The sequence below is a fragment of the Hydrogenophaga crassostreae genome, assembly GCF_001761385.1.
GTDB classification, from domain to species: Bacteria; Pseudomonadota; Gammaproteobacteria; order Burkholderiales; family Burkholderiaceae_C; genus Hydrogenophaga; species Hydrogenophaga crassostreae.
In genome coordinates this window covers 3,811,346-3,832,356 of record NZ_CP017476.1, presented here as the reverse complement: position 1 = coordinate 3,832,356, position 21,011 = coordinate 3,811,346, and the positions used below count along the sequence as shown (strand labels likewise).

Annotated in this window: 22 protein-coding genes and 1 pseudogene; 7 read left to right on the top strand and 16 right to left on the bottom strand. The window is 59.7% G+C overall.

Annotation, left to right across the window (positions count from 1 at the left end; translation table 11 throughout):
• Window positions 1–10 precede the first annotated feature (10 nt).
• The 3 genes from LPB072_RS17595 to LPB072_RS17585 form a co-directional block, all read right to left on the bottom strand.
• Entirely contained in the window at window positions 11–595 is a 585-nt protein-coding gene (locus tag LPB072_RS17595; RefSeq protein ID WP_231943287.1) for an aspartate carbamoyltransferase, read from the bottom strand.
• Window positions 596–648: 53 nt separating this feature from the next.
• Entirely contained in the window at window positions 649–1,413 is a 765-nt protein-coding gene (locus LPB072_RS17590) for a L,D-transpeptidase Cds6 family protein (protein WP_157559348.1), read from the bottom strand.
• 243 nt (window positions 1,414–1,656) lie between these two features.
• Entirely contained in the window at window positions 1,657–2,661 is a 1,005-nt protein-coding gene (locus LPB072_RS17585; RefSeq protein WP_066085751.1) for a cupin-like domain-containing protein, read from the bottom strand.
• Window positions 2,662–3,107: 446 nt separating this feature from the next.
• On the opposite strand from LPB072_RS17585, the gene LPB072_RS17580 reads away from it, so the two are divergent.
• Window positions 3,108–3,545: a hypothetical protein gene (locus LPB072_RS17580; RefSeq protein ID WP_157559347.1), complete on the top strand. Its 438-nt coding sequence runs from the start codon at window positions 3,108–3,110 to the stop codon at window positions 3,543–3,545.
• A 199-nt stretch (window positions 3,546–3,744) separates the two neighbouring features.
• On the opposite strand, the gene LPB072_RS17575 is transcribed toward LPB072_RS17580, so the two are convergent.
• Entirely contained in the window at window positions 3,745–5,397 is a 1,653-nt protein-coding gene (locus LPB072_RS17575) for an apiosidase-like domain-containing protein (protein ID WP_066085754.1), read from the bottom strand.
• Between the two features lie 309 nt (window positions 5,398–5,706).
• On the opposite strand from LPB072_RS17575, the gene LPB072_RS17570 reads away from it, so the two are divergent.
• Complete coding sequence (locus LPB072_RS17570; protein ID WP_066085757.1) at window positions 5,707–6,135, top strand: hypothetical protein; 429 nt, start codon at window positions 5,707–5,709, stop codon at window positions 6,133–6,135.
• A gap of 221 nt (window positions 6,136–6,356) precedes the next feature.
• On the opposite strand, the gene LPB072_RS17565 is transcribed toward LPB072_RS17570, so the two are convergent.
• The 3 genes from LPB072_RS17565 to LPB072_RS23535 form a co-directional block, all read right to left on the bottom strand.
• Window positions 6,357–6,740 (bottom strand): hypothetical protein, encoded by a 384-nt coding sequence (locus LPB072_RS17565; RefSeq protein ID WP_066085761.1) that lies wholly within the window; start codon window positions 6,738–6,740, stop codon window positions 6,357–6,359.
• 233 nt (window positions 6,741–6,973) lie between these two features.
• Entirely contained in the window at window positions 6,974–8,728 is a 1,755-nt protein-coding gene (locus LPB072_RS23715) for a hypothetical protein (RefSeq protein WP_197508852.1), read from the bottom strand.
• 498 nt (window positions 8,729–9,226) lie between these two features.
• Entirely contained in the window at window positions 9,227–9,802 is a 576-nt protein-coding gene (locus LPB072_RS23535) for a hypothetical protein (protein WP_157559346.1), read from the bottom strand.
• 407 nt (window positions 9,803–10,209) lie between these two features.
• Here LPB072_RS23535 and LPB072_RS17550 point away from each other — a divergent pair, with 407 nt between their 5' ends.
• Window positions 10,210–10,839 carry an excalibur calcium-binding domain-containing protein gene (locus LPB072_RS17550; RefSeq protein ID WP_066085765.1) on the top strand — a complete coding sequence of 210 codons (630 nt, stop codon included), beginning with the start codon at window positions 10,210–10,212 and terminating at the stop codon, window positions 10,837–10,839.
• Window positions 10,840–10,964: 125 nt separating this feature from the next.
• Here LPB072_RS17550 and LPB072_RS17545 read toward each other — a convergent pair whose 3' ends face one another.
• The 3 genes and pseudogenes from LPB072_RS17545 to LPB072_RS17535 form a co-directional block, all read right to left on the bottom strand.
• Window positions 10,965–11,738, bottom strand: coding sequence for a GNAT family N-acetyltransferase (locus LPB072_RS17545; protein WP_066085767.1), 774 nt, complete (start codon window positions 11,736–11,738; stop codon window positions 10,965–10,967).
• Between the two features lie 2 nt (window positions 11,739–11,740).
• A pseudogene (locus tag LPB072_RS23955) lies at window positions 11,741–12,126 on the bottom strand (DMT family transporter).
• A gap of 99 nt (window positions 12,127–12,225) precedes the next feature.
• On the bottom strand, window positions 12,226–12,837 hold the full coding sequence (locus LPB072_RS17535; RefSeq protein ID WP_197508849.1) for a Crp/Fnr family transcriptional regulator: 612 nt from the start codon (window positions 12,835–12,837) through the stop codon (window positions 12,226–12,228).
• A gap of 302 nt (window positions 12,838–13,139) precedes the next feature.
• Between LPB072_RS17535 and LPB072_RS17530 the strand changes: the two genes are divergently transcribed.
• The gene (locus LPB072_RS17530; RefSeq protein ID WP_066085772.1) at window positions 13,140–13,370 is read left to right on the top strand and encodes a hypothetical protein; all 231 of its coding nucleotides are present in this window, start codon (window positions 13,140–13,142) and stop codon (window positions 13,368–13,370) included.
• A 393-nt stretch (window positions 13,371–13,763) separates the two neighbouring features.
• Here the strand turns inward: LPB072_RS17530 and LPB072_RS17525 are convergent, their stop codons facing one another.
• The 4 genes from LPB072_RS17525 to LPB072_RS23245 form a co-directional block, all read right to left on the bottom strand.
• Window positions 13,764–13,994 (bottom strand): hypothetical protein, encoded by a 231-nt coding sequence (locus tag LPB072_RS17525; RefSeq protein ID WP_066085775.1) that lies wholly within the window; start codon window positions 13,992–13,994, stop codon window positions 13,764–13,766.
• A gap of 210 nt (window positions 13,995–14,204) precedes the next feature.
• Window positions 14,205–14,987, bottom strand: a complete 783-nt coding sequence (gene pcaD, locus LPB072_RS17520; protein ID WP_066085778.1) for a 3-oxoadipate enol-lactonase — start codon at window positions 14,985–14,987, stop codon at window positions 14,205–14,207.
• A 109-nt stretch (window positions 14,988–15,096) separates the two neighbouring features.
• Entirely contained in the window at window positions 15,097–15,642 is a 546-nt protein-coding gene (locus LPB072_RS17515; protein ID WP_066085782.1) for a hypothetical protein, read from the bottom strand.
• Window positions 15,643–15,839: 197 nt separating this feature from the next.
• Window positions 15,840–16,418, bottom strand: coding sequence for a CAP domain-containing protein (locus LPB072_RS23245; protein ID WP_082876726.1), 579 nt, complete (start codon window positions 16,416–16,418; stop codon window positions 15,840–15,842).
• 511 nt (window positions 16,419–16,929) lie between these two features.
• Between LPB072_RS23245 and LPB072_RS17510 the strand changes: the two genes are divergently transcribed.
• The 3 genes from LPB072_RS17510 to LPB072_RS17500 all read left to right on the top strand — a co-directional run bounded on the left by LPB072_RS17510 (window position 16,930) and on the right by LPB072_RS17500 (window position 19,951).
• A complete protein-coding gene (locus LPB072_RS17510) occupies window positions 16,930–18,750 on the top strand; it encodes a DEAD/DEAH box helicase (protein WP_197508848.1) in 1,821 nt (606 codons plus the stop codon).
• A gap of 63 nt (window positions 18,751–18,813) precedes the next feature.
• Entirely contained in the window at window positions 18,814–19,446 is a 633-nt protein-coding gene (locus tag LPB072_RS17505) for an excalibur calcium-binding domain-containing protein (RefSeq protein ID WP_066085786.1), read from the top strand.
• Window positions 19,447–19,756: 310 nt separating this feature from the next.
• Window positions 19,757–19,951 (top strand): hypothetical protein, encoded by a 195-nt coding sequence (locus LPB072_RS17500; RefSeq protein ID WP_066085789.1) that lies wholly within the window; start codon window positions 19,757–19,759, stop codon window positions 19,949–19,951.
• 130 nt (window positions 19,952–20,081) lie between these two features.
• On the opposite strand, the gene LPB072_RS17495 is transcribed toward LPB072_RS17500, so the two are convergent.
• Window positions 20,082–20,519 carry a hypothetical protein gene (locus tag LPB072_RS17495; protein ID WP_066085792.1) on the bottom strand — a complete coding sequence of 146 codons (438 nt, stop codon included), beginning with the start codon at window positions 20,517–20,519 and terminating at the stop codon, window positions 20,082–20,084.
• Entirely contained in the window at window positions 20,516–21,007 is a 492-nt protein-coding gene (locus LPB072_RS23530) for a hypothetical protein (RefSeq protein ID WP_157559345.1), read from the bottom strand. Before LPB072_RS23530 ends, LPB072_RS17495 begins: the two co-directional genes overlap by 4 nt.
• Window positions 21,008–21,011: the final 4 nt, after the last annotated feature.

The following is a 21,011-nucleotide window of genomic DNA, read 5'->3' as shown; positions in this document are numbered from 1 at the left end:
CGGTGCGGGTTCACCGCTGGTGCATGGCGCCGTGGTCGGCATGCCCGGCTTTGGCGTCTTTGCCATGGTCGGACAGCTGCGCGTCAAACCACTGGTGCAGCGCCGACACGAGGTCGGCATCGGGCGTGACGTAGCGCAATTCGGCGCCGTCGTCGAGTGCCTTGTAGGCGATGGCAATCTGCCCTGGCCTGGCCGCCTTCAATGCGCTCAGTCCGGGCATGTCCTGACCGTGAATGCTTGTCGGCCCTGAAAAGTCGCCGGTCAGAAACTGGTCGCGAATCTCCTGCAGGTGCAGGCGGGTCAGATGGATTTGCTCGGCGGCATTGTCGGCGTCTTGCTTGACCACCACCTGCTGAACGCCGCCTTGCGCCGTTTTGGTGAAGATGTGGGTGGTCGCGGCCAGGTTGAAGGGCATGACATCTTTGCCACGCTGCGCAACGCCTGCCTGGCGCTGGTCTGGAGCGGACGGGTTCATGTGGGTGCCATGGTCCATCCGGGAATGGTCCATGGTCTGTGCATGGGCGGCGCCCATGCCCAACAGAAGAAGAGCAAGCGATGCAACGGTGAATCGGTTGTTGGTGATGGCGTTGAGCATGGGTTTCCCGGTTCAGGCGGGTATCGGCCTGCCATGAAGGCGCAAGGACAGGCCTATTCTGACCCGGCAAAGGGCGGGGGATCGCCTTGCCACTCGCCCACGATGCGCCATTGCTCATCGGCGTTCCGAACCAGATCCAGTGTTTTGGGCAACTGCTTTTCGCGGGTGCTGCCCGAGGTGTAGTCCTGCAGGAAGTGCGCGCGCGCCTGATCGTCGCCGAGCGCCTCTATCTGCAAGTCGCTGATTTGCACGTCGATGGATTTTCGCCCGCCCACATTGCGGTAGCGGCTGGCGGTCCAGTCCGCGCGAGACATGCCAGCCTGCGGTGTGAACGCTTCACTGTAGGCGCCCAGGTAGGTTTTCATGTCGCGCTTCGACCAGGCCTGTCGCCAGGTTTCCACCGCGGCTTCCACCTGGTCTTTCAACGGAAGCAGAGGCTTGGCGGGTTCGGCTGCGACAGCGGCAACGGCTGGTTCGCTGGTGTTCACGGCGGTTGCACTGACCGCTTCTGCGGGCGGGGCAGGCTCGACGGGCTGAGGAGATGAGGCCACCATCGCAACCTGCTGCTCGGGTGCGGCGCCTGCCTGTTTTGCCTCGGGGTTGGCACTCATGGCCCAGTAGGCAACCACCGCAGCCAGCCCCAAAAGCACCGGCAACACCGGCAACGCCCAGGCCCTGGGTTTGGGCCCGGATTGCCAGGAAGGATTTGCCGCAGAAGAGCTTGGCGACTCGCCACCCGTCGGGCTGGCCGATTGCTCCAGACGGCCTTGAGCGGCAGTATCTCTGGCTTTTGAAATCGCGAGTTTGAGTCGTTCCATATGCAGATGGCCTTTCACATGGGCGGGGCTGTAGTGCTTTGGGATGATACATGTAAAAGAATGTAGCCAACTCATTCCATGCCAGGAACAGGCAATGTGACGCCAAAACGGTGTTTTTCACGTAGGCCGGGGCAGCGCCGGGAGCCACCCGCGACGTGTCTGCTGCGGCCCGGTACCCGGCCATGGAACCCTGGAAACGGGCCCGTGTCTGGCCGGGGAACTCGCAAGCCTGCCGAGGCCAGCCTAAAGTCGGTAGCCGGGTTGACCGATCTGTATTTCTGACGGGGCGCGTTTCCCAAAACCGTACTGGGCCGTCTTCAACATGACCTTGGCAGCGATCACGCCAAGCACCAGCAGAAACCGCTTGCGTGCTGCAAATCCGCTGTAGCGCCGGGCATGCAACACCGCCGAGCGCACCGCGTCGCGCGGGAGGCTCAGGTACCAATAGTTGACGGCCAGGCTCGGACCGTTGCTGGAGAACACCTGGTGCCACATGCCCGCCGGTACATACAGCAACTGGCCAGGGCGTGTGATGCACTCGTATCCCCGGGCACGCCCTCTCTCGTTGGCAAAGCGGTCTGCTTGCGAAAAATGAAATCCGGGGGCAATGCTGTCCCGCCCTCGGGCTCCGTTGAGCAACACCTTGGCTTGGTCATGCGGAAACAGCAGCCACCGCTTGCTGCCCAATACGACCCCATTCAGGTTGTCGTATTCATCGTAGTGCAAGCCGCTGGACTGTCCGCCGGGACCCAACCAGAGGTTGCATTCCGTGAGACTCTCTTGTGGCCAGAAGGGCGGTTCAACGAGGTCACAGGCCAGCTCGGGCAGTGAGGCTGGCCAGCAGCTGCGCCCCAGCATAGAGCCAAGCCCGTCTCCGCGCATGATGAGCCCCTGAGTCAGGTACCAGGCGGGTGGCTGATCGGAAAACAGGCGCTCTACCAGCTCATCCAGGCGCACCTCTTGATACGCCTCGTGGTAGCTGGCCGAGTCGATATTGCCTGCGTCGAGATCGCGCACGAAAGCAGGTCGGTGCCCCGCCGCCGCCACCAGGTAGGCCGGGTCTTGCCAGCGTTTCAAAGCTGGCCAGGCCTTCGCCCCATCGTCAATGATCACCGGTCGCCGGGGGCGCCGGTAGTTGCTTTCGAAGGCTTCTTTCGTGATGCCCGACACCACATCCACCTGACCCAGTGGGGGATCAAACAGTGGCGCGAAATCGCAGGAAAACTCGGTTTGCGTCTCAGATTGCATGCTTGTCGCTTTATGAAGCGGTGGGTGCCGAGATCGGCATCACCGTCAACAGGTTATCTGCCTTCCAGTGCCTTTAGCAAGGTTCAGACGCATGACCGGATCGTCAATGTCCTGTCTGGTCCAAACCGGGAGGGCCGTTGGAGCTTGCCGGGTTGAAGCACCGGCCAAGGGGCACGGTGCTGGAAAACCGGACTGTGACCCCAATCTCCCACTGCCGGCTCCCCACCGCACCGGGCCAGGTTGCGCCGTTGTCGGTCTTGTCCTACAAACCATGGCGGCCGCGTCGTACGCCGCTGGTCGGGTACCCCACCGAGCATGGGGGTGTTGTCTTACCGTGCAGGGCTCTGCTGACTGTTCAGCCGCTTGCTCATTCGCGCCTGTGCATGGTCAAAGCAAACCAAACAGCGCGGCGCACGTTGCACGCCGCCCAAAAGGAGAACCTCACCATGAAACAAGCCGCCTCTTTATCTTTGCCAACCCTGGCACTGGCCCTCACCTTGTTCGGGCCGATGGGTCAGGCGCTTGCCGCTGGCGAACAAGCGGCCGTGGATGCGCAATACGAAAAGGACCGCCAGGCATGCGTGGCCAAACAAGGGAGCGTTGAATCGCGCGAAGCCTGCTTGCGCGAGGCTGGCGCTGTCCGCCAGGCCGCGCTGCGCGGCACTTTGTCAGGTGACGCGTCGGCCGCCGAGCTTCGGCGCAACGCGCTCTCGCGCTGTGAAGTGCATCAGGATGCCGTGGACCGCGCGGCCTGCCAGCGCATGGTTGAAGGGGAGGGCGCATCGCAAGGCAGTGTGGAGTCGGGTGGCATCGTTCGAGAAACCATCACCATCATGCAACCGGCCTCTGCGGTTGATCCAGGTGCGATGCCGCCAGCAAAATAGCCCGGGCCAGAGCGTTTCGTGTTGCAAGCTTGAAGGCTCGGTATTGCGCCATGCCGGGTTGCCTTGACGCCGAGAGAGCCCGTTCCTGCCTTTGGGCAGGAATCCGGTTCCGGCGCGTGGAGGGCGGGCGCCGTGGCCCCGGTTGAAAGGAGGCCGATCGCAGATGTCGGCCCGCCGGGTTCCCGTCTGTTGATCCCGGCTACCCGGGCCGCTTGACCACCAGCAGCCAATCGGTGTCGCCGGCGCCGTTCTTGCCGGGCGGGGCACTGGGCGTCTGATCGCGGGCCAGGTGTTTGGTGTTCTCCATCGGCGTGGTGTTTCCATTCGCTGGATCAAACCAGAACGCGTCAACCGGGTGGGCAAACGGTTTCCCGTCAACCGCAATGGGCCTTGTATCCAGAAAATAATAAAGAGCCAGTTCACCGTCTCTTGTGGCCGCTGCGGCCACCGGGTGCTGGTGCCTTGAAGGCAACAGATCGGACTTGAAGAACTTTTTCCAGAGCTGCGTCAGTTTGCTGATTGAAGGCAGCGCAATCGGCTCCAGCCGGTGCCAGGGCAAGGTGAGCAACAAAGCCTTCGCTCGGGCCAGATGGGCAGAGCCAGGCAGTTGCATGGCCTGGCGCCAAGGCGTGACCCCCCAGTTTCGGCCACTTGGCGAATTGCCAAAAGGGTCGTTCTCGCGGTTCACCTGCCACACGCCGTTGGCACCATAGGTATGGCCGGCGCAGCCGCTGTTGAGCAAGTGCGCCCAGAAGGCCTGCCGGGCATCCGTGGTGGTGACTTCAGGGGTGATTTCCAGTGCTTCGTACCGCGATTCGCCGCAGACGACCGGCATTTCCGGCTGGGCATGCCACCCTTCTGTTGCTCGCGCTGCGTGAGAAACGGTCGGCGATCCATGGCCGGTCTGTTGCATTTCAAAATCAAGCAAACCGGGATCGTCAACACAGCTGCGGCCACTTGTTTGTGGATGTGTGGTGATCAACCGATGGAAGCCGTTGATCTCGCGCATGTAGCGAACAACCTTTGACCATTCCTGCTTCAGCCAGGCGCTTTCAGCCGCCTTGTTTTCCGAGAGGTACCAGGGCATGACTTGTTCCCCTGCCGCCGCAAATACAACGGGAAGCGCGCCCCACCTGGCCATGATGTAGCGCCAGTGCAGTTTCATTTTTTCCGTGCCCAGCCAGTTCAGGTAGTAGCCCCATGTGCCCAGAATGCATGGGCAAAGACCCATGTCAACCAGATGCATGATCCGCGCATCGGCCTCATCAAAAAAGGCCGGGTTGATCGATGTGAAGTCGGCGTTCCATGAGAACCCCGCAAGGCTTGCGCCTCTGGGGTCAAACGCGGGCATGTCGGGGTAGAGGCCTGCAACGATTTGCACCACCGTGAAGCCCTTGTCGTGGCGGTCTTTTGCCAGCGCCTGAAAATCGCCGGGCCAGTTCAGGCGGCTGGTCAACCCCAGCCACCAGGTGTCGCCCAGCCAGAAGAACGGGGTTCCATCGCCGTAGCTGAAGTGGCGGTTGTCAGCCGCGACTTTGGGTGCACCGTGGCGCAGCAACAGGTTGTCACCCTCATAAGGCGTCACCGTGACCGAGCCCTGGATGTGGTGCAGGCCCGGGTTTTCAACGTCGTTGCACTGGGTGGTGTACGGGTGAACACCCATGGTCGCCGAGGCGTAGCGCACCAACCAGCGGGCACCGCCTGCCCAAAAAGCCGGAACCGTGAGCTGCCGGCCTCCAGGCTCGGTGAAGGTGACATCCAGAATGACGTCAACGAAGGGGTCCTGGTATGCCTTGCCAGAGCAAAACTCGATTTCAATCAGGTGATTGGCAGTCGCGGTATCGGGGTTCATAGGGCTTTTCTGGGGCAAAGGTCAGGCTTTGGCCGGTGGGAAACAGGCGGCATCCATTCATTGGACGACCCATGCAAACGGTTGTGAGAGCAGCGAAATGCAGGGCCTTGTCCCAGGGGCCCAAGAGTTGCGGGGTACGTTGAGCAACCGGCCGCCGAACCCGATTATGGCGATCCGATTTGAAAAGATGGCTCTGATGGTCTAAGGTGAAAACGTCTGGCGACAGATTTTCCCTCTCAACGCATCTACCCGCTTCGCGCTTGTGGGCCGTTGTCAGACTCACTTTTATTCTTCTGAAAGGAGAACATCATGGGACTGATGGACAAGATTTTTGGCAGCAAAGTGACGTATCCGCCGTTGCCGGCGGGCAACGAGGCCGTGGCCAGACTCGATGAAGTCAAAGCGCCGCTGGAGGAACTGGCCTACAAGGTGTCTGACCACATGGAAGTGGTGCCCGCAGAGCATGAAGCCTTTGTCTTCTTCGGCAAGCCTCCGAAGAACTTTGGCATTGCCTGGATTCACGATGGCAAGGTCACCGGCCTGAAGGAATTTGCCGCAGAACATGGGCTTTCGCCCATCGACGTCGGGCAATTGATTGTCCAGCTCGGCGAGGCCTATCAACATGCCAGCGAAGCGCCGCGCTACTCGGCTGAATTCGGCGGCAAGCAGATGGTGGTTATTCCTTCAACGGGTCTGGAACAGGAAGTGCACCAGATCATTGCGAATACGCTGCACTGAGCGCGGCGCAGGGTGAGATGGCAGGAAGATCCAGTTGCATCGACATCGACAACCCGGGCGGCGGTGCAATGTCTGACCCCCGCCCTGGGCGTGATCTGGTGCAGCAGATCCTGAATCCGGATAACCGGCGTCTGACCCCAAACAGCCTGATCCCGATCACCGCCAGTCTGACGCGCTCATGTGAAGCGTGAGGGCCTCTTCGCCCGAGCAGGCTGATCGGGTCAGCGCATGGTCATCGAAACCACTTCGCCGTTCTTGGCACGCTTGTAGTAAAGCGTTTCGCCGGCGGCATACAACTCCGCGCAGTTGTCGCCTGTCTTGCCCATGTTGGCGCACCATTTCTCGCCCTCGATGCGCCAAGGGCCGTTGTCGCGGTAGCCGCTGTCTGTATCGACAAATGCGTAACCCCGCTTGTCGAACTCCATGCGCCAGTCGCCACTGGTGGCCGACTTCACCGTGAAAACCTTGCCGGTCAACCGGTTGGAAATTTCGCTGCCCGCGACGGGCTTGGCCTCGGCGGGGTATTCGGTTGGGAACGTGTTTTGTGCGAAGGCACTGCCCATCGAAAAAACGGTTGCAGCGAGCACCATGGCGGCATTTTTCATGAAACTCTCCCGGCTGAAATGGATGAACGGAAGCGAATTCTAGGATGTCCGCGGGGCGGCGTCGAACAAATGTTTTCGGTCACCAAAGGGTTGCCCCGCCTGGCCATCTGCACAACATGAAGCCCAATGCAGGTACGCACACCCCTGGACCCGATCAGCCGTTTGGTGCCGCAACCGGCGCGGCTTGAACGCCGAACAATCGAGGGGCCGGGTGAGGCCCTGGATCGGGTTGCTCAGTATGAAATGGTGGTTCGCGTCACCACGGGCTGTCCCGGCGCCGCCAGCACAAAGAAGCCGGGCAAACCGGCTGTGCCGTAACGCGATGCCGGATTGCGCACAAACACCGAGTCGCTCAATGTCATGTGGCCCGTGCGGTTGTTGCTCACGTAAAACACGCCGCTGCCGCCCTCTATCGCTGTGTTGTCGCTCACCATGCTGCCGTAGATGGACAGGGTGTAGTCATTGCCGTCGTTGGCAATGGCCCCGCCGCTGCCGCCTCCCGGCGTGCCTGCCCGCAGCGCATCGGCATTGTTTCCGACCGCCGAGTTGTGGCTCAACAGGCTGTTGAAGATGCTGTAAGACACGCCGATGCTGCTCAGAGCGCCGCCGCTGGAAGCCGTGTTGCCCAAGCCGGGGCCGCCACCAAAGGTGCTTTGCACCACATACACCGGGCGGTTCTGGTACATCGCGAGCACGCGCACCGCACCCCCGCCGATGTCTTCCCCGGCAAGCTCGCAACGGTTGTTGGTGAACACGCTGTTGACGATCTTGAACTGGCCGCCGCGAACGAAGATGGCGCCGCCGCCGCCGCCATCGGTCAACTGACCGGTCGAGTTGCCGTTGACGAAGCGCATGTTCTGCACCGTGAGCCGAGGCGTTTCCTGGTCCTGGCAATGGCTGGTGGTCCAGACCAGGGCCTCATCGCAGGTGTTCTGGTAAAGGATGCGAACCTTGCCTCCGCCATTCAAAGTGATCAGGCCCTGGCCGTCCAGCGTCACATCGGGGCGGTTGTTGAACACCTTGGCCGTGCTGGTCATGTTGATCGTCACCGGGCTGGCGCCGCAGTTGAAGCGAATCTTGCCGCCCAGCGCCACAGCGTTCACCACGGCCTGCCCCGTGCAACTGGCGGGTGTGCCCGTGCCGACAACACGGTCAGGCTGGCTGGTGTCGATCGCGTTGCCGGCGGCAGGAACCGGCACCGTGTTGGTGTGGTTGCCGGGAGCCTCAGGGGCTCCAGCCTCAGCGGTCCCCAGCACGTAGTAGGCAATGCCCTCGTAGTTGTAGTTCGGCAGACCCGCGATCACATTGCCTGCTTCAGACCCGCTCACCGTATAAAAATGAAAGCCGGAGCTGCCCACAAAAAACCGGTAGAGCGGTCGAAACCCGTCCCCGGCCACCTTGCTGGCGTAATACGCCACGCCTTCGTAGGTGAGCTGCGGGACGGTGCTCAGGATATGGTCACGTTCGGTGGTGCTGATGGTGTAGAAATGCACGCCGGTCTGGTTGTTGAGGAAGCGAAACACCGGGCTCAGGTTGGAGTCGCTCTGGCTGCTGGCCTGAAAGGCCGGGCCTTCGTAGGTCATGAAAGGCAGGCTGGCCTGCACGGAATCGCGCTCGGTGGTGCTTGAGGTGTAGAAGTGCGCCAGGGTGTTCCGGTTGAAAAACCGGTACACCGTCACAGGCGCCAGCGCCTTGGTGGCGATCGGCAAAGGCGCAACCTTCAGTGGCTGGGCTGCCGAGCCATCTTGCACTTGCGCCTGCTCCACTTCGGCGGCGTTCATTTCGGCGCCAAGGGCCCACAGCGCATTGACACGGTCCTTCTCCTGGCTCGCCGTGCCGGCAACCACCGGGTTGTTGCTTGTGGCCATGGTGGCATCTGTGCCTGCATCGGGCTTTTCGCCTCCTCCGCAAGCGGTTATCAGCAACAACAGCGCCAGCACCAGGGTGGGGCGAAAAGCGGCTTGAACTCGGGAAACTTTTGAAGGCATGGTCGGGGTTCGCCTGTCTGCAGGCGTGCATGAGGTGGGTCGGTCCGGGTGTCACGAGCATACAAACGTGGGCTCGCCGCCCGCAACCAGATGGGCATAAAGCGCTGTCTGAACGCGCGCACACAGGCGCAACAAAAGCCCAAAAAGCCCAGCGGCAATTGGAACACCCGGTGACGCCTTGCCGCCTTGCGCAGCGCACAAAGGTGTGAGCACTGGTTACGGTGCCCGCCGCTGAAACCCGGCGGTTTGCGCCGGGATTGTTTGAATGCGGTGGGTGAAAGCATCGCTCGCCGCAGGGGACCTGTTCAGCGTGGCCCTGAGTCGAGCGCACATGGCCTCTCGGGCCAATTGCTTACGACTGTTGCATTGCAAGACCCGGGCTCGAGGCCACAGGCGAAGGCACAGACCCCGCCGCCTTGTTCGAGCGCGACCGGCCTTTGGCAGAGAATGCGCCCTCTGACCAGGCCGGCAACGCGGCGGCTTGTCGAGGCCGTCAGGTCATTTTGAGCATGTGGCCGACAGTGTGAACGCGTGCTCGGTGCCGCCGTCGATCGGCTCGGGCGAGGTGCCTGCGCCGTTGCCCTTGTCGAAACTGCGCAGGCCATAGAGCTTCCCGCTCACGCGGGTGTTGTCGCCGTCCCGAACCACTGCGTCTATCGACCTGGTTTGCCACAGCTCCATGAATTTGCGTCCCTGGTCGTCCGTGCCATTGAAGCGGTAGCCGACCTCGGTGCTCTTCTCAAGTGAGGCGCCGCTTCGCGCAGCCTCCAGCTCGATCACCCGCAGATCCACCTGGGTTTCGCCCTCGCGGCCTGCGACGGTCAATATGGTGCCGTGGCCTGCGCAGAAGGTGACGGGCAGGGCCAGCGTGGTGCCGGGTTCCAGGTGGAATTCGAGCGAGCCGCTGCCGAGCGCTCCCTTGTCCTCGCTCTCGCCAGCGGGCGCCACCGCCGAAGCGGGTTGTGAAGCGGTGGCGGCCGGGTCGGCCGGAGCGGGGTCGCAAGCGCTGACGAGCAGAACCGCCAGGGCCAGGGCCAGGGTTTGCGGCCGAACCGCGGTGGCAATGAAATGCATGGTGGTCTCCGTGGGGTGAGCGAAGGGATCAATTGGCTTCGAAGCACCACAGCGCGTCTTCGGGCAAGGCGTCCAGCGCCTCGACTTTCCCACAGGCGCAGCTCGAAGGCCAGACAAATCATCCGAATGCAATGCCGTGGGCACAGCTTCGGGCCTGCCAACCGCAGGCTGTTTCGACCGCTTGAGTCGCCGAATGAACAAATGAACGGGGGCCTGGCGCTGCGTGTTTTTCGTGACGGCCTGTGCATGGGCGGTCCGGGTGAGGGCGCCCGGATCGTTGGGCGAACCCGGGCGCGTCTCGAAACTTTCGGTGCGGGCAGCGCTGACACCAGCGGCGCCGGGTTTTGGTGGAACAATGCCGCCAGCCTCACGCCACAAAAAAACAGATAGAAAGCGCGGTAAACAGCATGGAAGCCACCACAACCCGGTTCAACGGCACGCTCAAACAATGGAACGATGAGCGGGGCATCGGTTTTCTGGTGGCCGAGCATGGCGGCCAGGAACTGTTCGTTCATGTGTCCGCCTTCCCGCGGGGTGGCCGGCCACCGCTGGCCGGGGAAGCGCTGTCGTTTGAAGTCGAGCTGGACCGCGACGGCCGCAAGCGGGCGGTTCGGGTGCGCAGGCCGGGCGATGCCGAGCCCGGGCAGGCGCGTCGCGGGTCACCGGCCCGGCCCCATGACCGCCGAGCTTCCTCGCGGCGCTCCGCTTCGGGTTCGTGGGTCCCGCGCCTGGTCGCTTTGCTGCTGCTGGCGGCAGGCCTGGGCTGGTATGCCTATGGGCGCTACAGCGAGCGGGTTGGGGCCGCGTCGGCTGCGCAGTTGCCGCAAAACGCCATGAACCCCGAGCCCTGGACCAAGCCCCGGCCTGCGCAGCCAGCGCTTTACCAATGCGATGGGCGGCAACACTGTTCGCAGATGACCTCATGCGAAGAGGCCACGTTCTTTGTTGGCCACTGTCCCGGGACCAAGATGGACGGTGATGGCGACGGCGTGCCTTGTGAGCAGCAGTTGTGTGGCGGGGCTTTTAGCGGGAGCTGAGGGCATTGCATCCAGCGCGACCAAGGCCTCGCGGCGCCTGTCGCTTCAGGGAAATGAGAGCGCGAAGACGACAGGGCGAGCCAATGCGCTGTTCATGGAGCTCTCTGGTTGTGAAATTGCGGCGTTCAGAGCTTGTGGGCAACAGACAAGCCCTGATCCGAAGGCAAGCCACGTCGAAAATTCCGAATACCAAACTGGGATTCAAACCCCTGTTTTTGGTACAAGGGAAAACCGGCGACCGAGGCCTGCAGCGTCACCGCTTCGCAATCGCGCAGAAATGCCGGTTGCAACAAGGCTTGCAGCAGCTGCGAGGCATAACCGTTGCCTTGCGCCTCGGGCAACACGCCGAACTGATGCAGCCCAAGCTCCTTGCCGGTGCGAAACAACAACGCGGTGGCCACGGCCCGTTCCCCGGCGCAGGCCAGCACCAGCTGCGCCGACGCGTGCCTTGCCAAGTTGTGAAAAATGCTGTTGTCGATTCCATAGCCAAAAGCAAGGGCCGCAACTTCCACCCAGGTGTTCACCTGGTCCTCCCCCTTGGGCGTGATCAGGGTCAAAGGGCGCTCGCTTTGAACCAAGGCGTTGACCGGCCAACAGTTGCGCCGCCACACCATGGCCGTTTGAGCAAAGACTTCCGACATGCCCAGCGCGTCAATCACAGGGGCCATGGCATGCCCATGGATGGTCTCGGGCAGCTGTGGGTAGAGGGTGTCCGGGTTGAGTGGCAACTCCGCAGCGCTCACCGGCAGCGCCGTCGCGCCCATCACCCAGCACCGGTGTGGCCAGCCGCGGGAGCGAAACAGTTCGGAACCGTCTGGACGCACCCGCGAATCGGCGCCCATCGCCTGCCACAACTGAAAGAGATTTTTGACGTTGGCATCGGCCCAATCCACCACCATGATCAGGCCCCCCGGTTGATCAAGCTCACCCCGGCCACCAAGGCCAGAACGCCCAGGCCGCTCATGGCGTCGATGGGGCGGTGAGGCGCATTGAACCAGGAAAAATGCCCCGCCAACATGGCCACCAGGAGCTGACCTGTCAGCGCCAATGCCATCAGTTGCCCCATGCCAATTTTGGGAATCAGGAAATAGAACATCGAAATGCCAAACGCGCTCAAAATGCCACCGCCAAACCACAGGTGTATCGGCACCGCCTCCAGGGCCTCGCGGCTGGGGGGGAATGGCTTGAGACCAGCACCGCCAGAACCGCAAACAACAAGGCGCTGCCGAACGCCACAGAGCTGGCCAACAAGGGACTGCCGAGCAGTTGCCCGAGCTGGGCATTCATGGCGGCCTGGGTTGCAATGGCTGCGCCAGAACAAACCGCAATCAGGTAAAAATGGTTCATGCGCGCAGCTTAGTCACGCGCGCCGCTGCTTGCATTTACCTAGGTTGATAATTTGAAATTCTTTCGCACCCGGCTGAGTTGGGTCGGGGTGATCCCCAAATGGGCGGCGATGTGGTACTGGGGCAATCGCTTGTGCAAATCAGGGTAGTCCTGCACAAACAGCCGGTACCGCGTGGCGGCGTCTGACTGCACAATTTCAACCTCGCGAGCGTCCTTGGCCAGCAGCCAATTGGACTCGAGGTAGTGAATGTGAAAAATCTTCAGGTCGTCCTGCGACCACAGCAACTCGCGGTACCTTTTGAAATCAATGAGCACCACCTGAGAAGGCTCCAAGGCCTCGATCGTGAAGCGTGAAGCCGTGCCCGTCAAAAGCGCGGTCATGGCACCAGGGAAACTGCCTTCGGCAAAAAAGTTCTTGTTGTACTCCCGCCCGTCGGCGTCTGTCACATAGACGCGAAGCAAGCCAGTTGCGACAAAAGCAAACGAAGTGGGAACGGCATCGGAGGCATACAAAACCGCAGCCTTGGGCACACCAACGACGCGGCAGTGCGCGGCCAGCATTTGCCAGCTAAGCGGTGATATGTCGCCATAAGAAGCCATGGCAGAGCGCATGGCTTCCAGGGCTGCTTGGGCGGGCAAAGTGGGCGCCACGTTGGATCCGAGGTGAGGTGCGTGAAGCGTGCATTTTGCCGCAGTGATTCTTCATACCTTATGTCGAGATTTTCTCAGCGCTCGCGCACACCTGTCCAGGCAGGCTGCACCACAAATTCAACCGGTGATTGCGGTTCGCTGCACAGCGGGGCCACAGGACTCTGCGAAGTCTTGGCGATGGGCAACCCTTGTGGTGCGGGCAGGTGTAAGACATTGCGTATGGCGTGGTTGCTGGTGCGCGCATTTGTGCCAAGCAGCGCATACTGGTACGAACAGTTCAGACTTCATAGGAGAAAATACAGATGACTCAAACCGCACGCATTGTGGGACCTCTCGAGTACCGCGAGGGCGACGGCCCTGCCATTGAAATTCGCGAAGGGCCAGTGGAAGTGGCGATCACCGACCTCGACGTCACCTTGAGCTGGGTGGAGGGCGATGCGCATGGCTCTGCAGCCATGCCCGCTGCAGACTTCCAGCGCTATGTGGACGAAGGAAAAATCGAGCTGAATGAACCCGAAGCGGCCGTATCCTGAAGTGATTGATGTGGCTTCAGCAGCGAAAGCATGGGTTGTCGCGTCTGCATATTAAAAGGGGAATGCTTGCCCTTGAAACACCCGATCGGGGGGCACCCAACCAAGCGCTTAAGCCTTGAGGCCAACACATCCAGCAAAACCCGTCGGTCCACATCGTCCACAAAGATCGGCTTCCGCCGATCCCCAGCGAAGTCACGTGGTAAACGGCGCCCTTGCTGTCTTTCCAGCGCAAGCGTCAAGAAAATCCGGCGAGAAGCACGCATGTTGAAAACCGGTAAAGAGCCAAACCTCGGGGTTGAAAAAGGGCGCACAACCACCGGCCATTGAACCGGCGAAGTCGACGATCACAGAGGTCTTCTTTCCCCAGTTCCACGCATGCTTGCCAGCCAGGGCCTACAACCCCCTCATCACCAACAGGCTCCCCGCAACGATCAAGGCTGGCCCAAGAACGAAGCGAATGAGCGCGACGCCAACCTTTTCAACCGTCTCTGACTTGGTTGGGCCCCAGCTACCCGCACCGTGCCTGTAAAACAGCTTTCGTGCAAATTCTTCGCTCAACAGATTTGCCATGCCGATCCCGATGATCGCAACGCCGCTCACGACGATAAAGGTTGGGCTTGCCATGTGTGACTCCTGAAATCTGACAGATTGGATTGTAGGAAGCGCCGCCCCAACCCTCAACCCGGGCCGCCGCTTGCGACTTTTCAGCGCTACCGGCCATCAGCTTTTGCCCGTTGCCCTTGAAACGACAGAGGTGCTATAGGCGAGATAGGACTCCGGAGGCATGTTGCATTGCAAGGCCTGCCCCTGAGTCACGCAGAGCCATACCCCTGTCTACCCTTGACTCAAAAAGCCCATCAGCGCGGCGGAAAAGGCCTCTGCCTGCTCCCAGTTGGACAAATGCGCCGCATCCAGCTCCACATAGCGCGAGCCGGAAACCCGTTGATGGATTTCAAGCCCCAGCGCTGGCGGCGTGGAGCCGTCGTGGCGCCCGGCAATGACCAGAGTGGGCACAGGGATGCGGTGGATGTCCGGGCGTTGGTCCATCGCGATGATGGCCCTCACATTGGCTTCATAGCCCGCCGGTGTGGTGCCCAGCAACATGCCGCGCACCCGCTCAACCGCCTGCGGCGCGCGCTGCTGAAAAGCCTGTGTCAACCAGCGGTCAAGAATGGATGGCGTCAGACCCGCCATGCCTTCCTTGTGAAGCACCTCCAGGCGCGCATTCCAGAGCTCGGCCGTGCCCAGTTGGGCTGCTGTGTTGCTAAACACCAAGCGCTGGATGCGATCAGGGTGGTGGGTGCCCAGCCACATGCCGGTCATGCCACCCATGGACAGGCCGCAGAAATCCACGCGGGTCAACCCCAGGTGGTTCAGCAGGCCAATGGCGTCCAGGCCCAGTTGTTCAATGCTGTAGGGCCCCGCTGGCACATCGGACTGGCCATGCCCGCGCACGTCGTAACGCAACACCTGAAACTGCGTCAGCAGGGTGGCCATCTGGGGCTCCCACATCTCAAGGGTGGTACCGAGCGAGTTGCACAGCATCAAGACCGGGGCGTCTTTGTCGCCTTCAAGCTGGTAACGAATCGAGATGTGGTTGATTTTGGCAAAGGTCATGTTCAATCCCGTCGAAGTGCTAACAAGGGCCGATGTTGAGATCTTCGTGTCCGAATGCCGCCGTTAGCGGGTGGAAGGCGGCGCTGTCTTCTCCGCCGGGGCCTTGGCGTTACCAGGGCCTGTTGGCCGTGTCGTACCGGTTGTCTTGCCAGGACGCGCTGATCATTTCAACCGGCGAACCTGGCTTGAGCGTTTCAACGAAGTCTTCTCTCGTTGACGCGCACAAGAGATAGTCGGCCTCGGGCGCGATGGTTTTCGGGTTGAAGTAGGCATCTGCGAACGACGCTTGCACGCCGTCAACAGGGTCGCGGTACCAATCGCCAAGCAGCTCTTGCACATCCCGCAGTGTCACTGCGCCGGTTTCAAACAGCAGGCCCAGGTTGCCCACTTGCGGTGTGAACGCATGCGGCGGGTCTTGGGTGATTTCTAAGTGAACGATCACGTTGTAAATCTTCTCGCCCTGAACACGAAAAGTGCCGCCTGAACTGTCGCCCTCTGTGCCTTCGCTGAGGTTCTTGAAGCCCGCGAAGGGCGCGGCAACGGCGTTGTAGTCTCGCGTTCTGGAGAGAATGACCAGCGCCTCCATGAAGGCCGAGAGCGCCTTTTTGTCCGAATCGTTGCCTGTGGTGGCGATGTTGCTTTGCGTGTGGTTCATTCATATTCCCCGAATTTGATGTGATGCTGCCCAACCCTTCCAATACGCCTTGCCCTGAACAATTGGCGTCTGACCCCAATTATTTCGGTGCCAAACCGATGGCACAGTGGCTGCTACGCAAGTACCGCCACCGGGGTGGCGGTTTGGTTCAACGCACCCTGCGTTGCAACGGATTCGGGTTTCAGAACCTTGGGGAATTACGGCGAGCCAACGTTTAAGGCCCAGTAGTTCACGTATTTTGTCCCCTTCTTGACAGCGTGCCCGCCACCCATCTCTTTGGCATAAGGCGACATCAAAACCACGCAGTGGCCAGGAGAGTTCACCCAGCCATTCACCACCTGAGAAACCGACGTTTGGCCCCCTCCAATCACTTCGCTGGTAAAGCTGGACTGGTAACCCGTTGCGCTAATTCTATCGAAGTAGGTTCGACCATCCAGGGATGTATGAGATGCATAATTGTTGCTGGCCATATCTTGAGCATGCCCAGTTGCCGATTGGGTTAATAGAGCGTTCCATGTCATGGCAGGAACCGCCGGCATTGCTTCTGCGCCACAATTTCGCGCCGTTGCTCGAACGGCATTGACCGCGCCCAACATTTGCTGCGCAAAAGTGCCTTGCGAGCTGACATCTACCGCACCGTTTTGACCCACGACAACAGAGCCCCCGGCACTGTCGCTCGAATCGCTGCTGCCGCCGCCGCAAGCCGTTAAAGCAATAACGACAACTGATAAAGACGCACAAGTTGTCAAACGGGTTCTTTTCATTTTGTTTTTCATTGATGCGGTACCTGGAAAAAAGGGTTTCTAATTGAATCGGCTACTGATCGCGGCAAATTTTACCGAAACCATGGGCAGGTTTCGGCGGTTCTGGTGTATTCCTGTGGATTTATTCCCTTGCGCTACATTTCCCTTCGAAAACAACCATTTGCCGGCACAAATGGCGCGTCCTTCTGAGGCGCTTTCTACCGAGGGCCAGGTCCAGTCTTTTGGATTGGGCGCAAGTTGAAGCCAAAAAGCAACACCTGACCCCGAGGGCTGCGGCAACGGACTGACCGGAATTAAAGCGGCAGGGGTATGACCGACGCCGAGAAGAACGGGCCAGTGAAGCGGTGGGGCGTGTTGGCAGATTGTGTTGGGTGGTTGATGGTTGATGGTGCCTATCGCATTTGCACAAGAGAAACGGGAGCCTCACCCATGCAATCTTGGGAAAGTGTCAGCTAATGCACAAGTGCCGCTGCGATTTTTTGGCATGATGCGCCATAAGTTCTCAATAAAGGGATAGGCAGGGATGGCCATATTGATACCAGCGCTGGGCAGCTGCGTTTCGCGCATGACGAGCGGCGAGAAGCGCCTGGCGGAGCGGCTTGAGCAGAAGCTGGATGCCGACTATTTGCTGTGGTACGACGTGCCCGTTGGCCCCAAGCAATCGCACCCCGATTTCGTCGTGATTCACCCGCGCCGTGGTTTGCTGATTCTGGAAACCAAAGACTGGAAGCTGGAGACGGTACAGCGGGCCACCCGGCAAATGTGGGAGATTGCGCCCGATGGGCAGGCCAAGGTGGTGATCAACCCCTTGGCGCAGGCGCGGCATTGCGCCATTCAGGTGGTCAACGCGCTGGAGCGCGACCCCCAGCTCGTGCACCCCAGCGGCAACCACCAAGGCAAGCTCGCCTTTCCCTGGGGCCATGGCGTGGTGTTCACGCGCATCACCCGCAAGCAGTTTGAAGCGGCTGGCCTGGGCGAAGCCATCGAGTCGCATTACGTGATCTGTTCCGACGAGATGCTGGAAGCCGCCGACCCCGAGCAGTTTCAGCAGCGCTTGTGGAACATGTTTCCGCATGCGTTTGGCAGCGTCATGTCGCTCCCGCAGCTGGACCGCGCCCGCTGGATCATGTTCCCCGAGGTGCGCGTGCCCACGCAAGAAAGCCTGTTTGACGACAGCGACGAAGCCTTGGAGATGCCGAGCATCATGCGGGTGATGGACCTGCAGCAAGAGCAACTGGCGCGCAGTCTGGGCGACGGGCACCGCGTGATCCATGGCGTGGCAGGCTCGGGCAAAACCATGGTGCTGGGCTACCGCGCCGAATACCTGGCCAAGGCACACACGGCGGCAAGCAAGCCCATCCTCATTCTTTGCTACAACGAGCCGCTGGCCGTGAAGCTGGCGAGCGTGATGGAAGCCAAAGGCTTGTCGGCCCAGGTGCACGCCCGGCATTTCCACAAATGGTGCCGCGATCAACTCGTGGCGTTTGGGCAAACCCTGCCGGCGAACAACCTGCCGAAGAATGTCTTCTTTGACGACATGGTGCAGCGGGTGATCGAAGGCGTTGACCGCAAGCAAATCCCCAGCGGGCAATACCAAGCCGTGCTCATTGACGAAGGACACGATTTCGCGCCCGCATGGCTCAAGCTCGTGACGCAAATGGTCGACCCCACGACCAACAGCCTGCTCGTGCTCTACGACGATGCGCAAAGCATTTACGAGCGAAGCCGCAGCAAGCAGTTCAGCTTCAAGAGCGTGGGCATACAGGCGCAAGGGCGCACCACCATCCTCAAGATCAACTACCGCAACACCCGGCAGATTTTGCAAACGGCGAACCTGATTGCCGCTGAACTCTTGACCGCCGAAGACCACGACGAAGACGGCATTCCGCTGCTCAAGCCGGTGAGCTGCGGGCGCGATGGCGAAGCGCCCATCATCATCCGCTTGCCCAGCCTGCGCGAAGAAGTGGCGCAGATGGTGGACCAGCTCAGCGCCGCCCACCAGGAAGGCCACGCCTGGGGCGACATGGCCATCATCTGCCGCCAAAAGTCAGAAATGCGGGCTTGCGGCGAATTGTTGAGCCGCAGAGGCCTTCCCTATCAAGTTCGCGAGAGGCCGGGACAGTTTTCTCCCTTGGAAGACACCATCAAGGTCTTGACCATGCACGTGAGCAAAGGGCTGGAGTTTCCGGTGGTGGCGCTGGTGGGCGTGGGCCACATGCCTGCGGCGAACCAGAGCGAGAAAGACGAAGCGCGCTTGTTTTATGTGGGGGCCACGCGGGCGACGCAGCGGTTGATCATTGGCTTGAGTGGGGATGGGCAGTTTGCTGCGCGCTTTGCCGCTTGAGATCCAACACCTTTGGCCTGAGCCCACACATCCGACTTCAAATAACAAGAAAACGCCGAATTGATGAACACCCCTGCCAACCGCTTCAACGGCACGCTTAAGAAATGGAACGATGAGCGGGGCTTTGGTTTTTTGGTGGCCGAGCATGGCGGGCAAGAGTTGTTCGTTCATGTGTCGGCCTTCCCGCGCGGTGGGCGGCCGCCGATGGTGGGCGAAGCTTTGTCGTTTGAAGTTGAGCCGGACAAGGATGGCCGCAAGCGGGCGGTTCGGGTGCGCAGGCCGGGCGATGCTGAGCCCAGGCAAGCGCGCCAGCATGATCAGGCTCGGCCTCGTGGTCGCAGCTCGCCGCCTCGGCGCGCCGAGTCGAACTCTTGGGTCAGCAGCGTGATCGGTTTGCTGCTGTTGGCTGGGGCGGGTTGGTATGCCTACGGGCAGTACAGCGAGCGGGTTGTGGCCCTGCCGGAGGCCACGCCTCAAGGCGTCATGAACCCGGAGCCATGGACCAAGCCTCGGGCTACCCAGCCAAACCGTTACCAATGCGATGGGCGGCAGCACTGTTCGCAGATGACCTCATGCGAAGAGGCCAAGTTCTTCATCCGGAATTGTCCTGACACCAAGATGGACGGCGATCGCGACGGGGTGCCTTGTGAGCAGCAGTTGTGTACCGGGATTTTTGGGGGGAGCGGGGTGCTTTGAATCCTGCTCCGGACTGCCCAAACATTGACTCAAGGCGCAGGAAATTAGAGTCTGACCCCAATTATCCTGAGCGGGCCTTCTGTCGGAGTCGAAATACGATGTTGAGGATCAAATCTTATCTTTCACCTTGCAGGTGAGTGAAGGCAAAAGGCAAGACCTGACCCCGATGGTTCAAAGATCGCCTCCCGCCGATCCCCCGCGAAGTCACGTGGTAAACCGCGCCGGGGAATTCAATGCGAAGAGGGCGAGCCATTTCGGAAGATTAAGCCAGGAGGGGGCAAAAGGCAAGACCTGACCCCGAGGGCGCTCGATGGTGGCGCTGAAATACAACCTGTTGATGAAAGTGTTCGCCGAACGCCTCAAAGCCGATGGCCTGGCCACCAAGGCAGTGATCGCGGCTTGCATGCACAAGCTGATCCGCCAGATCTATGGGGTGCTCAAGTCGTGCACTGCGTTTGATGCCACTTTTTCGTGGAATCGGCTTGACTTTCAAGACGGTATCTGACCCCTCTGGCCTGCGCGAGAATTGGGTGCTTTAGACGCCGAGCAGAAGAACTCAAATGTTGAGTTTCGTATTTGGAAAATTGAGGGTGACCCGTGGATATCATGATATTCAATTCTAAATACCCGAATTCTTAGATCTTTTTGATAGCATCCTCTACAGTAATCAGATCATCGCAGCATGCTCTAATTATTGAGTAGTATTTTACTATGAAGAAGCTGAGCAGATCAACTGCATGATCTAAATCGGAAGCTAGTTGGTTGGCATTGTTCCAAAATATGTAAACTTTGAAGTTAAATGTATCTATGCCTATCTCAGCGCCCCCATATGGAAGTTTGGTATTTAACGCATTTACCAATGGAAGTAGCTGATTCACCTTGCGTTCATCGATCGAGAGTTGAAGATCTGCGAGTTGAACAACTCCTCTCTCAAGTGAAATTATTGAGACTAGGGTTGAGGTGCCATTTATATCTGTCTTGTAGGACCAGTGACCATCGACTTGTTCAAAATGAATTTCATTATTTTTAAACCAGTTGGAAATCGAAAGGTGCTGTTCTTCTACTGATTTCATGAGGTTGCCATTTCAGGATAATTCACATCAATTTCAATGGTCTTGCGTTGAATGGTCTTAGATTTTAAATGCTTTTCATCCATTATGGTTTTTCTGTAATGACTCTCTTCTAGGCGAAAGAACTCCAAAATTTCATCCTCAGGGATCGGCATTATATCCGTTTCAAGGCAGTCAATTAGGCGTGATTTTTGAAAAACTAGATTGTTCTCAAGGTAGTGCATTACAGCAATATCGTTTGTGAGGTCCGAATAGCTTTCGAATTTTCGATATGAATTGTGCTCCTCGTGCTTATGCACCAATGATAGAATTTTTTGGTATTTTATTGCAGCTCTTGAGGTTTGTAAGTAATGAATTCCAATTGGAATAATCTGAAATGCCTTTCTAATCTTTCTGAGCCTGAGAAATACGCCATAGATTAGTAGCGCCGACGCAGTAGCGTAAAGTAGATTGGTGCCAATTGCGAGGTGTGAAAGTAGAATGGAACTCACTTAG

What these genes read in the sequence shown, in the direction of transcription:
- LPB072_RS17525 (WP_066085775.1), bottom strand. Translation starts at nt 13,994, where the DNA reads ATGGCAAGCCCAACCTTTATCGTCGTGAGCGGCGTTGCGATCATCGGG.
- LPB072_RS17570 (WP_066085757.1), top strand. Translation starts at nt 5,707, where the DNA reads ATGGGACTGATGGACAAGATTTTTGGCAGCAAAGTGACGTATCCGCCG.
- LPB072_RS17550 (WP_066085765.1), top strand. Translation starts at nt 10,210, where the DNA reads ATGGAAGCCACCACAACCCGGTTCAACGGCACGCTCAAACAATGGAAC.
- LPB072_RS17515 (WP_066085782.1), bottom strand. Translation starts at nt 15,642, where the DNA reads ATGAACCACACGCAAAGCAACATCGCCACCACAGGCAACGATTCGGAC.
- LPB072_RS17530 (WP_066085772.1), top strand. Translation starts at nt 13,140, where the DNA reads ATGACTCAAACCGCACGCATTGTGGGACCTCTCGAGTACCGCGAGGGC.
- LPB072_RS17595 (WP_231943287.1), bottom strand. Translation starts at nt 595, where the DNA reads ATGCTCAACGCCATCACCAACAACCGATTCACCGTTGCATCGCTTGCT.
- LPB072_RS23245 (WP_082876726.1), bottom strand. Translation starts at nt 16,418, where the DNA reads ATGAAAAACAAAATGAAAAGAACCCGTTTGACAACTTGTGCGTCTTTA.
- LPB072_RS23535 (WP_157559346.1), bottom strand. Translation starts at nt 9,802, where the DNA reads ATGCATTTCATTGCCACCGCGGTTCGGCCGCAAACCCTGGCCCTGGCC.
- LPB072_RS23715 (WP_197508852.1), bottom strand. Translation starts at nt 8,728, where the DNA reads ATGCCTTCAAAAGTTTCCCGAGTTCAAGCCGCTTTTCGCCCCACCCTG.
- LPB072_RS17500 (WP_066085789.1), top strand. Translation starts at nt 19,757, where the DNA reads ATGGTGGCGCTGAAATACAACCTGTTGATGAAAGTGTTCGCCGAACGC.
- LPB072_RS17580 (WP_157559347.1), top strand. Translation starts at nt 3,108, where the DNA reads ATGAAACAAGCCGCCTCTTTATCTTTGCCAACCCTGGCACTGGCCCTC.
- LPB072_RS17505 (WP_066085786.1), top strand. Translation starts at nt 18,814, where the DNA reads ATGAACACCCCTGCCAACCGCTTCAACGGCACGCTTAAGAAATGGAAC.
- LPB072_RS17590 (WP_157559348.1), bottom strand. Translation starts at nt 1,413, where the DNA reads ATGGAACGACTCAAACTCGCGATTTCAAAAGCCAGAGATACTGCCGCT.
- LPB072_RS17585 (WP_066085751.1), bottom strand. Translation starts at nt 2,661, where the DNA reads ATGCAATCTGAGACGCAAACCGAGTTTTCCTGCGATTTCGCGCCACTG.
- LPB072_RS17495 (WP_066085792.1), bottom strand. Translation starts at nt 20,519, where the DNA reads ATGAAATCAGTAGAAGAACAGCACCTTTCGATTTCCAACTGGTTTAAA.
- LPB072_RS17510 (WP_197508848.1), top strand. Translation starts at nt 16,930, where the DNA reads ATGGCCATATTGATACCAGCGCTGGGCAGCTGCGTTTCGCGCATGACG.
- LPB072_RS17575 (WP_066085754.1), bottom strand. Translation starts at nt 5,397, where the DNA reads ATGAACCCCGATACCGCGACTGCCAATCACCTGATTGAAATCGAGTTT.
- LPB072_RS17565 (WP_066085761.1), bottom strand. Translation starts at nt 6,740, where the DNA reads ATGAAAAATGCCGCCATGGTGCTCGCTGCAACCGTTTTTTCGATGGGC.
- pcaD (WP_066085778.1), bottom strand. Translation starts at nt 14,987, where the DNA reads ATGACCTTTGCCAAAATCAACCACATCTCGATTCGTTACCAGCTTGAA.
- LPB072_RS17545 (WP_066085767.1), bottom strand. Translation starts at nt 11,738, where the DNA reads ATGGTGGTGGATTGGGCCGATGCCAACGTCAAAAATCTCTTTCAGTTG.